General features: G+C 59.5%; 11 protein-coding genes. 5 read left to right on the top strand and 6 right to left on the bottom strand.

Annotated features, from left to right (window positions below; all coding sequences use genetic code 11):
- Window positions 1-3: 3 nt before the first annotated feature.
- Genes agaV through kbaZ form a run of 3 tightly spaced genes read right to left on the bottom strand, consistent with a single transcriptional unit; the run spans window position 4 to window position 2,972 of the window.
- Window positions 4-477 carry a PTS N-acetylgalactosamine transporter subunit IIB gene (gene agaV / locus G5315_RS19225; protein WP_005335358.1) on the bottom strand — a complete coding sequence of 158 codons (474 nt, stop codon included), beginning with the start codon at window positions 475-477 and terminating at the stop codon, window positions 4-6.
- Window positions 477-1,646, bottom strand: a complete 1,170-nt coding sequence (locus G5315_RS19220) for an SIS domain-containing protein (RefSeq protein WP_421333744.1) — start codon at window positions 1,644-1,646, stop codon at window positions 477-479. Before G5315_RS19220 ends, agaV begins: the two co-directional genes overlap by 1 nt.
- A gap of 12 nt (window positions 1,647-1,658) precedes the next feature.
- Window positions 1,659-2,972, bottom strand: coding sequence for a tagatose-bisphosphate aldolase subunit KbaZ (kbaZ, locus tag G5315_RS19215; protein ID WP_421333742.1), 1,314 nt, complete (start codon window positions 2,970-2,972; stop codon window positions 1,659-1,661).
- 274 nt (window positions 2,973-3,246) lie between these two features.
- Between kbaZ and G5315_RS19210 the strand changes: the two genes are divergently transcribed.
- Both G5315_RS19210 and cysQ read left to right on the top strand, forming a co-directional pair.
- Window positions 3,247-4,107, top strand: coding sequence for a DeoR family transcriptional regulator (locus G5315_RS19210; protein WP_421210076.1), 861 nt, complete (start codon window positions 3,247-3,249; stop codon window positions 4,105-4,107).
- Window positions 4,108-4,154: 47 nt separating this feature from the next.
- Entirely contained in the window at window positions 4,155-4,910 is a 756-nt protein-coding gene (cysQ, locus tag G5315_RS19205; RefSeq protein ID WP_421333741.1) for a 3'(2'),5'-bisphosphate nucleotidase CysQ, read from the top strand.
- A 79-nt stretch (window positions 4,911-4,989) separates the two neighbouring features.
- Here the strand turns inward: cysQ and G5315_RS19200 are convergent, their stop codons facing one another.
- The 3 genes from G5315_RS19200 to G5315_RS19190 form a co-directional block, all read right to left on the bottom strand.
- Window positions 4,990-5,286, bottom strand: coding sequence for a YciI family protein (locus G5315_RS19200; protein ID WP_421333739.1), 297 nt, complete (start codon window positions 5,284-5,286; stop codon window positions 4,990-4,992).
- Between the two features lie 24 nt (window positions 5,287-5,310).
- Window positions 5,311-5,874 (bottom strand): septation protein A, encoded by a 564-nt coding sequence (locus G5315_RS19195; protein WP_216952963.1) that lies wholly within the window; start codon window positions 5,872-5,874, stop codon window positions 5,311-5,313.
- 90 nt (window positions 5,875-5,964) lie between these two features.
- Window positions 5,965-7,488: an aminotransferase class V-fold PLP-dependent enzyme gene (locus G5315_RS19190; RefSeq protein WP_421333737.1), complete on the bottom strand. Its 1,524-nt coding sequence runs from the start codon at window positions 7,486-7,488 to the stop codon at window positions 5,965-5,967.
- A gap of 175 nt (window positions 7,489-7,663) precedes the next feature.
- Here G5315_RS19190 and trhA point away from each other — a divergent pair, with 175 nt between their 5' ends.
- From trhA to G5315_RS19175, 3 genes are all read left to right on the top strand, one after another.
- Entirely contained in the window at window positions 7,664-8,299 is a 636-nt protein-coding gene (trhA, locus tag G5315_RS19185) for a PAQR family membrane homeostasis protein TrhA (protein WP_005335337.1), read from the top strand.
- Window positions 8,300-8,426: 127 nt separating this feature from the next.
- Window positions 8,427-10,088, top strand: coding sequence for a putative transporter (locus G5315_RS19180; protein WP_216952965.1), 1,662 nt, complete (start codon window positions 8,427-8,429; stop codon window positions 10,086-10,088).
- 229 nt (window positions 10,089-10,317) lie between these two features.
- On the top strand, window positions 10,318-11,879 hold a 1,562-nt coding region (locus tag G5315_RS19175; RefSeq protein WP_421333736.1), incomplete at its 3' end, for a retention module-containing protein.

The raw sequence follows: 11,879 nt of genomic DNA, 5'->3' as shown, positions 1-11,879 counted from the left end.
TAATTAGAGCAAATTGAAAATGTCCTGTGCCGGTTCGGTCGGCACGCCCTGGACATAGCACTCGACACGGGCGTCCCGCAGGGCGCGAAATGCGGTGATGTCCTGTTCGTCCACGGATACGGTCTTGTGGATTTGACGCTTGCCGTCGGCGTAATGCATGTTGCCGACGTTGATCCGGGAGATGGGGACACCTCCCTGAACCAGGGTGTTGAAATCGGTCGGGTTTTTGCAGACCAGCAGGATCTTCTGGCGATCCGCCGCCTTGTGGATGTTGTCGATCACCTTCTGGAGCGGCCAGAACCGCACCGCAATGCCTTCGGCCAGCACCATCTCCATCAGGTTCTGCTGGATGGGGTCCTCTGCCACCTCGTCGTTGGCGACCAGCACCAGATTGGCACCGGCAAAGCCGACCCACTGGACACCGACCTGACCGTGGATCAGACGCTCATCGATCCGGCTCAATACGATATTGGGCATCACAGCACTCCTTCTTGGTGGAACGGGTAGATATTGACCCCCTGTACGACCCGGTTGACCTGACCGGTGGGGCAGGGATTGTCCGGGCTGATCCCCAGTCCCAGCGAGGTATGGAAGGCGTAGTACTGGGCATAGAGCAGGTAGCAGAAGGCGAGCTGGGCATCGTCGCCATGCAGGGTGTGGGGCAGGTAGATGTGCTCCCCCTCCTCGATGGCGGGATGGCGCTGGTCAGCGATGGCAACTACCCGGGCAGCCTTGCCATCGCTTCGCAGCTCGCGCAGCAGATCCAGATCGTATTGCCGGGTGTAAGGGTCGTTGGAGATGAGCAGCACAATGAGCGTCTGTTCGTTGACGACCGATTTCGGACCGTGGCGAAAGCCGGTGGGGGAGTCGAACATGGCGACCAGACGGCCGGCGGTCAGCTCCAGCAGTTTGAGTGCTGCCTCCTGCGCAACCCCTTGCAGACTGCCGCTGCCAAGATAGATGACCCGTTCGGGCAACGGCTCGTTCCAGGCCGGTACGCGCTGCACAACCTGCTCCAGAATGGCGTCACTGGTGGTGACCAGCTGCTCGCAGCGCTGGCGGTTAAACCGCTCTGGCAGGAAGAGAGCCAGACAGCTCAGCATCATGCTGGTCAGGCTGCTGGTCATGGCGAAGCTGCGATCATTGGTCTGGGGCGGCATCAGCAGGGCCAGAGAGTGGGCATCTTGCTGGCAGCGACGATAGAGCGCCCCTTCACCGTTACAGGTCAGTACCAGATGGTGGCAGTGGCTGAGCAGCTGGCTGGCCAATTCGACCGCCGCCACGCTCTCGGGGCTGTTGCCGGAGCGGGCAAAGGAGATAAGCAGGGTCGGGCAATCTTCGGCCAGATACTCGGCCGGATCGGTGACGATATCTGTGGTGGCGATCGCCTCGACCCGGGCATGCAGGTGGGCCGAGAGATAGGGGGCGAGCGCCCGACCGGCAAAGGCGGAGGTGCCAGCTCCGGTCAGGATGATGCGCAGCTCTTGCCGGGCGAGCAGGGGGGGCAGAAAACGGGTCAGTGCAGGACGGCACTCTTCGACCATGGCAAGGGTCTCGCGCCAGGTGGCGGGTTGCTGGCGAATTTCACGGGCAGTCGCCAGGCCATTGGCACTGCGCAACATCTCTTCTGAATAACCAAGGATCATGTCTGCAACTCCTTATACAACGGGGTCGAGCTGGGAATGGCGGCGAGAGGCCGCAGTGCAGGCGCTGGCGTAGTGCCGCAGCACCTCCTGCACCTGATCGAGAATGAGGTCATGGGGATTGGCCGAGAGCGTGCCCTGACGCACCTTGCGATACTGCAGGGGCAGATGCTGGCTCAGCAGGGGGAGCGGGATGGGCTCCGCCGCCAGATTGGCCAGCAATCTGGCGTAGCACTCATCGACCCGGCTATCGGGCCAGTAGTAGCGAATGCGATCCGAATAGCTGTAGCCACGGGCCAGTCGGCACTCGTTGGCACTGCCCTGATAGTGGCTACGCCAGAAGTCGGGGCGCTCCAGCATGGTCTCTTCCATCACCTTGCGCAGACCTGAACAGGCCTTGGCAACCACAAGTTCCTCCTCGATGGCGGCAAGGGCAAACAGCGCTTCGCGCAGGGCGAAGGTGAGGGCAGGGCCGACTTTGAGAATGGCAAAGTGGTCGCGTACCAGCTGGCGGTAAGCCTCGGGAGTCTGGTAATCGGTGGAGTGGGCCTCGAATACCATGTGGGGATAGGCTTCGATCATCCGGCTAAGAGGGGCCGCTTTTTCGGGCCGGTAATCGATGACGCGGGTATGGTCAAACTCGACGCCGGGTTGCACCACCAGACCGATCACCCTCGGCCAGATATGGGCCAGCCCCGCCTTGTTGAAGGCCTCTTGATGGGCCTCGAGGGTATGGCGCGCAGCCTCCGGCGTGGTGACCGCCAGCTCGGCAAGATCTTCATGAGCGCCGCCCGGCACCGGCACCTCGGTGCCAATCACATAGACCAGATCGCTCTCGCCAAAAGTGGCCAGACAGGTTTGCTCGGCGATCTGCGCCAGCCATGCCGCCCTTTCAGCGACCAGCTCGTCGGTCAGGGGAACGGGATCGCCCTGACAGGACATGCTGCAGTCGAGGTGGATCTTCTTGAACCCGGCCGCGACATAGCTGGCGATGAGATTCCCGGCATGGGCCATGGCCTGCTCGGCCGGTTCCCCCTGCCAGCGGTTGGGACCCAGATGGTCTCCCCCCAGAATGAGGCGCTGCGCCGGAAAGTGACACTGTGCCGCGAGCTCGTAGAGACGATCGCGAAAGTCGGCGGGGGTCATGCCGGTATAGCCGCCAAACTGATCCACCTGATTGGATGTGGCCTCGACCAGCAGCAGCTCATCTCCTTCGGCGGCCAGCCGCAGCGCGGCCTCCAGCACCAGCGGGTGAGCGGAGCAGACGGCGTAGATCCCGGTCTGTTCTCCCTGTTTATGTCTTTCGACCAGTGCCAGCATGGATTTCATTTTGATGTCCCTTGGTTGCTGCGGATGGAAATGTTCTTTCGATTTCTTTTCTTTACGGTAGTGGGGAGGAAAAGAAAACGAAACAAAAGAGTCGTCAGATCTTGAAAGGGATCACAAAAAGAAAGGTATCGAAAGGCCTTGAATAGTGAGGAAAGATGATGAGAGTGGTGGTAAAGCGTAATGAAGGCTTGATTTGGCACCTTCGCTGAGCGTTAATATGCAAACGTAACGAAGTGAAAGCGATATTTCACTACAGCATTCCGGCAGAAGAACTATGCAAACAAGCGAAAAAGGTGCGCTCGGAACCAGCGAGCGGCGGGAGCGGATTATTCAGCAGCTGCGCAGCAATGGCAGCGTTCAGGTCAACGAGCTGGCGAGTCACTATCAGGTCTCTACCGTGACCATCCGCAACGATCTGGCCTTTCTGGAGAAGCAGGGGGTGGCCGTGCGCGCCTACGGCGGCGCCCTGTTGTGCGAGCCGGGCCAGACGGTGCCGGAGCGCACCATTGCCGACAAGAGTGTGCTCAATACTCCCGTGAAACAGCGGATCGGCGCGCTGGCGGCGACCCTGGTGCCCTCCGGTTGCCGCCTTATCCTCGATTCGGGGACGACAACACTGGAGGTGGCGCGCCATCTGAAGGGACATCAGGAGATCCTGGTGATGACCAACGGCATGAACGTGGCGAATGAACTGCTCGAAGCAGAAGGGGTGGAGCTGCTGATGACAGGCGGACATCTGCGCCGCAAGTCGCTCTCCTTCTACGGTGCGCAAGCGGAGCAGTCCCTGCAAAACTACCACTTTGACATGCTGTTTCTCGGGGTGGATGGCATCGATCTGGAGCGCGGCGTCAGCACCCATCATGAGGATGAGGCACGCCTCAACCGCTGCATGTGTCAGGTGGCCGAGCGGATTGTGGTGGTCACCGACTCCAGCAAGTTTGGCCGGCGCAGCCTGCACAAGATCATCGATACCTTGCGAATTCACACCCTGATCACCGACGATGCCGTGCCTGCCGATATCCTTTCCGGCCTGCGCAATGCCGGTATCGAAGTGCTGCTGGTACCGGCCGATGGCAGCACGGGACAAGAGACGCGGGGGCAATATAATCCAGTGCAATCAGCTATAAGCGGTTGATGACAAACGCGATAGACTGGGTTTCTCACTCACTGATCGAGCCTGTTATGTACCACCCCGATATCACCGAACTTGAACCTGTCGCCCGCGCGGCGGGGGCGGCCATCATGGCCATCTACAGCCAGCCCTTCGCGGTGGAGTACAAGAGCGACGAGAGTCCGCTGACTGCGGCCGACAAGGGGGCTCATGAGGTGATCGTTCAGGCGTTGGCACGGCTGACTCCCGACATCCCTCTATTGTCCGAGGAGTCGGGGCCCGAGGTGATGGCGGCGCGCCACGGCTGGTCCCGTTACTGGCTGGTGGATCCCCTCGATGGCACCAAGGAGTTTGTCTCCCGCAACGGCGAGTTCACCGTCAATATAGCCCTGATTGAAGAGGGTGTGCCGCGCTGGGGACTTGTTTATGCGCCGGTGCTGGACAAGCTCTGGTATGGCGGCAAGGGCGCGGGGGCCTGGCGCATCGCTGGTGGCAAGCGCGAGTCCATCCAGACCCGGCCTCATCGTGAAGGAACTGCATGGCGAGTGGTGGGCAGTCGCAACCACCTGTCGCAGGATACCCTCGATTTCTTGGCTCCTTTTGGTGAAATCGAGCTGGTTTCCATGGGCAGTTCGCTGAAGTTCTGCATCATCGCCGAGGGGGGCGCCGAGCTCTATCCGCGCCTCGCACCCACCTGCGAGTGGGATACCGGCGCTGCGCAGGCGGTGCTGGAGGGGGCGGGGGGCAGCGTCACCCAACTCGATGGCTCACCGCTGCGCTATAACAAGCCCGACATCCTTAACCCTTGGTTTGTCGCCAGGGCGTGAGGCTGATACCGGGATGCAAAAAGACCGGACTGGAGTGAACTTCCAGTCCGGTCTTTTTTATTTCGCTATGCGCTTCGGGTCAGAAGACCTTCTTGAACGGCTTGATGGTCACTTTGGCATAGACGCCAGCTGCCACATAGGGATCGGCATCGGCCCAGGCCTGGGCGTCCGTTTGCGAGGCAAACTCGGCGATGACAGTGCTGCCGGTAAAGCCTGCATCGGCCGGATCCTCTGCATCGATAGCCGGGTTGGGGCCGGCGGTCAGCAGGCGCCCTTCATCCTGCAGGGCTTGCAGGCGAGCCAGATGGGCAGGGCGAACTTGCTTGCGCAGTGGCAGGCTATCGGGGACATCTTCGGAGTAGATGAGATACCACATGAGACAATCCTTTTCTGATGAGGGTTACTTTTTGAGTTCGTCTTTTTGCTGGGACAACTGCTCGGCAGGGATGTGGCGGTAGAGGTAGACGCCGCTCAGCAGGGTAAAGACCAGCGTCATCCCCAGCAGGCCGAACACCTTGAAGTTGACCCACATCTCTTGCGGCATGTTGAATGCCACATAGAGGTTGAGCAGGCCACAGACGGTAAAGAAGCCGACCCAGCCGAGATTGACCTTGTCCCAGACTGCATCGGGTGCCTGCAGTTCCTTGGCCAACATCTGTTTGATCAGATTCTTGCCAAAGCCGTAGCGGCTGATGAGCAGACCCAGTGCGAACAGCACGTTGATGACAGTCACTTTCCACTTGATGAAGGTGTCATCGTGGAAGAAGACGGTGAGGCCGCCGAAGAAGCCGACCAGCAGGAAGGTAAAGAGCTGCATCTTCTCGACTTTGCGATAGCGGATCCAGCTATAGGCGAGCTGCAGACCGGTGACCACCACCAGTGCGCCGGTAGCCATGTAGATGTCGTAGAACTTGTAGACCGCGAAGAAAACGATAAGTGGAATAAATTCAATAAATTGCTTCATGTCTGGCGCCTAGTCCTCAAAGATGGCCTGCAAATTTCGCCCAGTCTACCTGCATGGCGGACAACGGCAAATGAATAAGACCGCTCATTTTTACGCCGGTTCCGTGCCGTCGCCAAACAGTTGGCGTGCAATGGATATCCCCAGTCGCTGCTGATCGGCCAGCAGGTCGCGGAGATGGCGCTCTTCAATCAGAGGGTTGAGCAGCACGGCGCGCAGCAGGGTGAGCGGTTGGGCACCGTAGCGTACCACCGCTCGTTGGGTGCGGGAGACAAAGCTGTGCCCCTCGGCCCGCTGGGCTTTTTGCAGGGACACGTTGAAGTCGTTGATCTGCGCATTGGCCGTCTCATCCAGCACCTTGCCCTGCAGATGGGGCGGGATGCAGCGATAGGAGAGCAGGTTCATCACCGGAGCAGACATCAACTCGAAGGCGGGGTCGCTTTCGATGAGCTCGGCCATCAGTCTGGCTCGGTCGTAGTTGGCTTCGATAAGCTCGGCATAGCCTTGCTGGCCGAAGAGCTGGAAGGCGGCATCCAGATAGAGGGCGTTGGCCGGGCGGGTGCCCTCCAGGGTAAAGCGACCCTGATCGAACGAGGTGGCGCGAATGGCATAGGGCGCCTCCCGCTTGACCGCCATCATCAGGTCGGGCTGGCGGCAGAGCAGCATGCCGGTACCGAGCGGCACCAGAAGTTGCTTGTGACCATCCAGGGTGACGGTGTCGGCCTGCTCTATTCCGGCTAGCAGACCTTGATAGCGGGGGGAGAAGAGGGTCGGGCCACCCCAGGCAGCATCCACGTGGAAGTGGATCTGCTCTCGTTCGGCAATGGCCGCCAGCTCAGGCAGGGGATCGATGGAGCCAAAGTCGGTACTGCCTGCCACGCCGACCAATGCCAGTACTTTCAATTTCTGCTCTTTGCACTGGATCAGCGCCTGTTCCAGCGCAGCCAGACTGAGCCGGTTCTGCTCGTCGGTCTCGAGGCGCCAGACGCTGCGGGCGCCCAGTCCCAGCAGATCCATCCCCTTGTCGAAGGAGTAGTGCATCAGCCGGGAGCCCAGAATGACTGCACCGCGATAGCCTTGCTCATAGAGCGCGAACAGGTTGTCGCCGCAGGCACGGTTGCGGGCTAGCCACAGCGCCGTGACGTTGGCGATGGTGCCGCCGCTGGTCATGACGCCGAGGGCGGCATCCTTGGCATGCATCTGCTCGCCGTAGAAAGCATCGTCCCTGCCATAGATGAGGCGGTGCAGCTTGGCCAGCACCTCCCGCTCCAGAAAGCTGAGCAGTCGGGAGGACTCCATCTTCATCGGATTCTGGTTGAGCATCACCAGCAGGCGCGACAGCTCGGCAGTGAAGGCCGGCAATGGTGCTGTCATATGACCCATGTAGCGTGGCGAGGTGAGATGGGATGCGCCGGGTACCAGGGTGGCCAGCCGCGCCAGATACTCATCGATGGAGAGACCGACCGCAGGCATTCGGGATTGAGCGAGCTGGTGGGTGAACTGGTCGCGCTGGTAGATAGCCTGACTGTCGTCGGAGTGGTGGAAGCTCTCCAGCAAGGTGTTCATCGCCTCGCCAAAGGCGGGATCCGCTTGTGTAAACAGCTCAGTCAACGTCATCAGGTTCTCCAGACCAGGTCACCGGTGTTGGTGTCTATGCCGCTTCTGTCGGGCATCGGCGGCAGAGCATACACCAAAGGGGGGCGGGTGACAGCCACTCCATTTTTTAAGCGAACACTTGTACTCCGAAATGGCGCTGGGTAGAGTGAGCCACAGTTATTGTGGAGTCGATGTTATGAGTGGTGTGATGGATTACTCCCCCCGGGAGGAGCTGGCAAACCGGCTGAGTCACGGTGCGGGATTGTTGCTGGGGATTGTCGGGCTGGTGCTGTTGCTCATCAAGGGATGGGGGCAGGGTACGCAGGCGCTGGTGAGCTACAGCCTTTATGGCGGCAGTCTGGTGCTACTCTATCTTGCCTCGACCCTCTACCACAGCATGGCGGAAGGGCGGGCCAGACGCTGGTGCAAGGTGTTTGATCACTGTGCCATCTATCTGCTGATTGCCGGTACTTATACTCCCTTCCTGCTGGTTGCACTCGACACGCCGCTGGCAAAGGGGTTGATGGTGGTGATCTGGGCCCTGGCGCTGGCTGGCGTGGTGTTCAAGTTGGTATTTATCAACCGCTTCAAGAAGTTGTCGCTCTTTACCTACCTGATGTTGGGCTGGTTGTCGCTGGTGGTCATCTACCAGCTCTATATCCATCTGGCCGGTGAGGGGCTGCTGCTGCTCGGGCTTGGCGGCCTTATCTACAGCCTCGGGGTCATCTTCTATGTGGCCAAGCAGATCCCCTATAACCACGCCATCTGGCATCTCTTTGTGCTGGGTGGCAGCGTTTGTCACTTTATGGCCATTTACGGCTACGTCGCCTAACGTCTTGCAACTAGCCCTTAATTGGTATTTTTAGCGCGTAAAAGGATAAATTCGTGCGGTATCACACAGTTGGCATCAGCGTTTGCTGACAAGCTAGGGCCAGTTCAATTCGCAAAGGATGCACGAAATGAGTGAAATCGCGCTTTCCATCAGCATGTTGTCGCTGGTGGCAGTGCTGGGACTCTGGCTTGGAAACTGGCGAGTCTATGGCGTTGGGTTAGGGATCGGTGGGGTGCTGTTCGGCGGCATCATAGTGGGTCACTTTGCCGGGGTGTCAGAGCTGGCGCTCGATGAGCAAACACTCCATTTTATTCAAGAGTTTGGCCTGATCCTGTTTGTCTATACCATCGGCATTCAGGTCGGCCCCGGTTTTTTCTCGTCATTGCGCAGCTCCGGACTCAAGCTCAATGCCTTTGCTGCTTTGCTGGTTATCCTGGGGTGCATCGTTGCGGCGGCACTTCATCAACTGTTTGATGTGCCGCTACCGGTGATCCTCGGGGTCTTCTCCGGTGCCGTGACCAATACCCCATCTCTTGGTGCGGGTCAGCAGATCCTGGCGGAGCTGGGAGCTCCCCATGGTTCAACCGGGCTGATGGGGATGGGATACGCAGTGGCCTATCCATTCGGCATCTGCGGCATTTTGCTCACCATGTGGCTGGTCAGGGTCTTCTTTCGCATCAAGATCGACGATGAAGCCGCCCAGTTCGAGTTGCAGACAGGTAAAACCAAGGAGAGCTTGCAGACCATCAACATCGCGGTACGCAACCCCAACATGCATGGCTTGATGCTGAGCGAGATCCCGAGTCTCGACGAGTCTGATGTCATCTGCTCACGCCTCAAGCGTGGCGACGAGCTGATGGTGCCGCGCCCTGATTCCCGTATCGAGCTGGGCGACCTGCTGCACCTGGTTGGTGAGCGCCATGCACTGCACAAGGTGTTGCTGGTGCTGGGTGAAGAGGTCGACACCTCCCTATCGACTCGCGGTACCGACCTGAGGGTGGAGCGGGTCGTGGTGACCAACGAGCAGGTGCTGGGCAAGAAGATCCGCGATCTTGACATCAAACAGCGCTATGACGTGGTGATCTCGCGCCTCAACCGGGCCGGTATCGAGCTGGTACCGACCAGCCAGACCAGTCTGCAGTTTGGTGACATCCTCAACCTGGTAGGTCGTCTCGATGCCATCGAGGCCGTGACCAATGTGGTCGGCAACGTGCAACAAAAACTGCAACAGGTGCAGATGTTGCCGGTATTTATCGGGATTGGCCTCGGCGTATTGCTCGGCTCCATCCCCTTCTACCTGCCCGGATTCCCGGCCGCTCTCAAATTGGGTCTGGCGGGGGGGCCGCTGGTGGTGGCGCTGATCCTGTCGCGGATCGGCAGCATCGGCAAGCTCTACTGGTTCATGCCCCCCAGCGCCAACCTCGCGCTGCGGGAGATCGGGATCGTGCTGTTTCTGGCGGTGGTTGGCTTCAAGTCAGGGGCCGGCTTTGTTGATACCCTGATCAACGGTGATGGCCCCTCCTGGATGCTATATGGGGCAGCGATTACCCTGATCCCCTTGCTGGTGGTCGGGGTGCTGGCGCGTCTCTATGGCAAGATGAACTATCTCACCCTCTGTGGCTTGCTGGCTGGCTCCATGACGGATCCTCCCGCATTGGCCTTTGCCAACGCCATGCACCCGACCAGTGGTGCCAGTGCGCTCTCATACGCCACTGTCTACCCGCTGGTGATGTTCTTGCGGATCATCTCGCCACAACTGCTGGCCATCATCCTCTGGGCCGGTGCATAGGGTTAAACCGGACAGGAGCATGCCTTGTCATGCTCCTGCCATTATAATGTAATATATTGATAATTTTAGTTTTTATTTTTCGGTAATCCCCTCATCACCCTTCTGTCTGGCTGAACGGTCCAGCCTCAAATCAGTCTATTCTTTCGAATTTTCGAACTGGTTATTTGCTCTCTCTCTGTGCAGAGTAGGCTGTGGCTTTTTGCATGCAAATCAGGATTCAGGAGAGAACATGATTACCAATTCCGTTACTCTGGAACAGGGCGTAACCGTCACCCAGCTCAAAGGTCAAGTTTATCAGGTGGCTGCAGATGGTAGCCGCAAGTTGCTGGTGGAAGGGGATGTGCTGCCGAAAGGGGCGGTGATCATGTCGCCGGATGGCGCCAGTTTCATGGGCGGCGGACAGTCTTTCAATGTGCAACCTGCCAGCGAGCAGAGTGAGCCTGCCGAAGAGGAAGATGCTCCCCAGCTGGCGCAAAACAGTGCCGCAGGCACACCCGATGATATCAGTGCCCTGCAAGAAGCCATTTTGGGTGGCGCTGACCCGACCCAGGCCTTTGAAGCCTCCGCCGCAGGCGGTGCACCTGCTGCCGGTGGTGGCGGGGTTGGTGGTGTCGCCGGAGCCAGTGGCAACGGCGGTTTTGTCACCATCGACCGTACCGGCTCCGCAACCATTGCCGAAGCGACCTTCGATACCACCTACAACACCAATGGCGAGCCACCGCTGGATGCTGCAGGAGAAGATGAGGTATTTGACCTTACGCCTCCAACCATCTCCGTGGTAGCGCCAGACAATACCAATGACACCACTCCGACCCTGACCGGAACCACGGATGCGCCTGCTGGCAGCACGGTGACCCTGGTGGTGACCGATGCCAACGGCAATCAGCAGACCCTGACCACTATTGTCACACCTAATGGCACCTTCACCGTGGATGTCGCCACACCGCTGGCCGAAGGGGGCTATCAGGTGACGGCTTCCGTGACCGATCCGGCCGGCAACACCGGCACCGCGACCGATGATGGCAGTGTGGATGTAACCGCTCCGGTGATTACTGTTGATGCACCTGACAATACCAATGACACCACCCCGACCATTACGGGCACTACGGATGCACCTGCTGGCAGCACGGTCACTCTGGTCGTGACCGATGCCAATGGCACTCAACAAACGTTGACCGCCATCGTGCAACCGGGTGGTGGTTACAGCGTAGATGTCACTACTCCGCTGGCGGAAGGCAGCTATAAGGTGACGGCCAGCATCACCGATCCGTCTGGCAACACAGGTACCGCTACCGACGATGGCAGTGTTGATAGCAAGGCCCCTGACCTGGCCATCACCCTGGATGCCGACATCACCGCCGACGACGTCATCAACGCCGCTGAAGCGGGTCAGCAGATCCCGGTCAGCGGCACCGTGACGGGCGAGTTCAAGGTAGGGGACACCGTCACCCTGACCGTCAACAACACCGAATACACCGGCAAGGTGGCTGCCGATGGCCGCTTCACCATCCTGGTGGCGGGCAGCGATCTGGCGGCCGATGGCGACCGCACCATCGATGCCAGCGTGACCAGCACCGACGTGGCGGGCAACAGCGCCACCGCGACCGACAGCGAAGGTTATGAAGTGGATACTGACCTGCCGAGCATCGACCTGGCGGCGATTGGCGATGGCAACCTGTCGGTGGCGGAAGCCAAGGCGGTCGAGCTCAAGGGCACGACCAGCAACGTGGAAGATGGCCAGAAAGTCACCCTGACCGTGACCGACGTGAACAACAAGTCGGTGACCTTCGA

This window comes from Aeromonas sp. 603607, assembly GCF_049171595.1.
Classification (GTDB): domain Bacteria; phylum Pseudomonadota; class Gammaproteobacteria; order Enterobacterales; family Aeromonadaceae; genus Aeromonas; species Aeromonas veronii.
Note: the sequence above shows the minus strand (reverse complement) of the source record. Positions and strands in the feature narration are given on the sequence as shown.

Bases quoted from the DNA above. Each gene is read 5' to 3' on its own strand.
- cysQ (WP_421333741.1), top strand. From the start codon at position 4,155: ATGTACCACCCCGATATCACCGAACTTGAACCTGTCGCCCGCGCGGCG.
- G5315_RS19180 (WP_216952965.1), top strand. From the start codon at position 8,427: ATGAGTGAAATCGCGCTTTCCATCAGCATGTTGTCGCTGGTGGCAGTG.
- G5315_RS19210 (WP_421210076.1), top strand. From the start codon at position 3,247: ATGCAAACAAGCGAAAAAGGTGCGCTCGGAACCAGCGAGCGGCGGGAG.
- G5315_RS19200 (WP_421333739.1), bottom strand. From the start codon at position 5,286: ATGTGGTATCTCATCTACTCCGAAGATGTCCCCGATAGCCTGCCACTG.
- G5315_RS19190 (WP_421333737.1), bottom strand. From the start codon at position 7,488: ATGACGTTGACTGAGCTGTTTACACAAGCGGATCCCGCCTTTGGCGAG.
- trhA (WP_005335337.1), top strand. From the start codon at position 7,664: ATGAGTGGTGTGATGGATTACTCCCCCCGGGAGGAGCTGGCAAACCGG.
- agaV (WP_005335358.1), bottom strand. From the start codon at position 477: ATGCCCAATATCGTATTGAGCCGGATCGATGAGCGTCTGATCCACGGT.
- G5315_RS19220 (WP_421333744.1), bottom strand. From the start codon at position 1,646: ATGATCCTTGGTTATTCAGAAGAGATGTTGCGCAGTGCCAATGGCCTG.
- G5315_RS19195 (WP_216952963.1), bottom strand. From the start codon at position 5,874: ATGAAGCAATTTATTGAATTTATTCCACTTATCGTTTTCTTCGCGGTC.
- kbaZ (WP_421333742.1), bottom strand. From the start codon at position 2,972: ATGAAATCCATGCTGGCACTGGTCGAAAGACATAAACAGGGAGAACAG.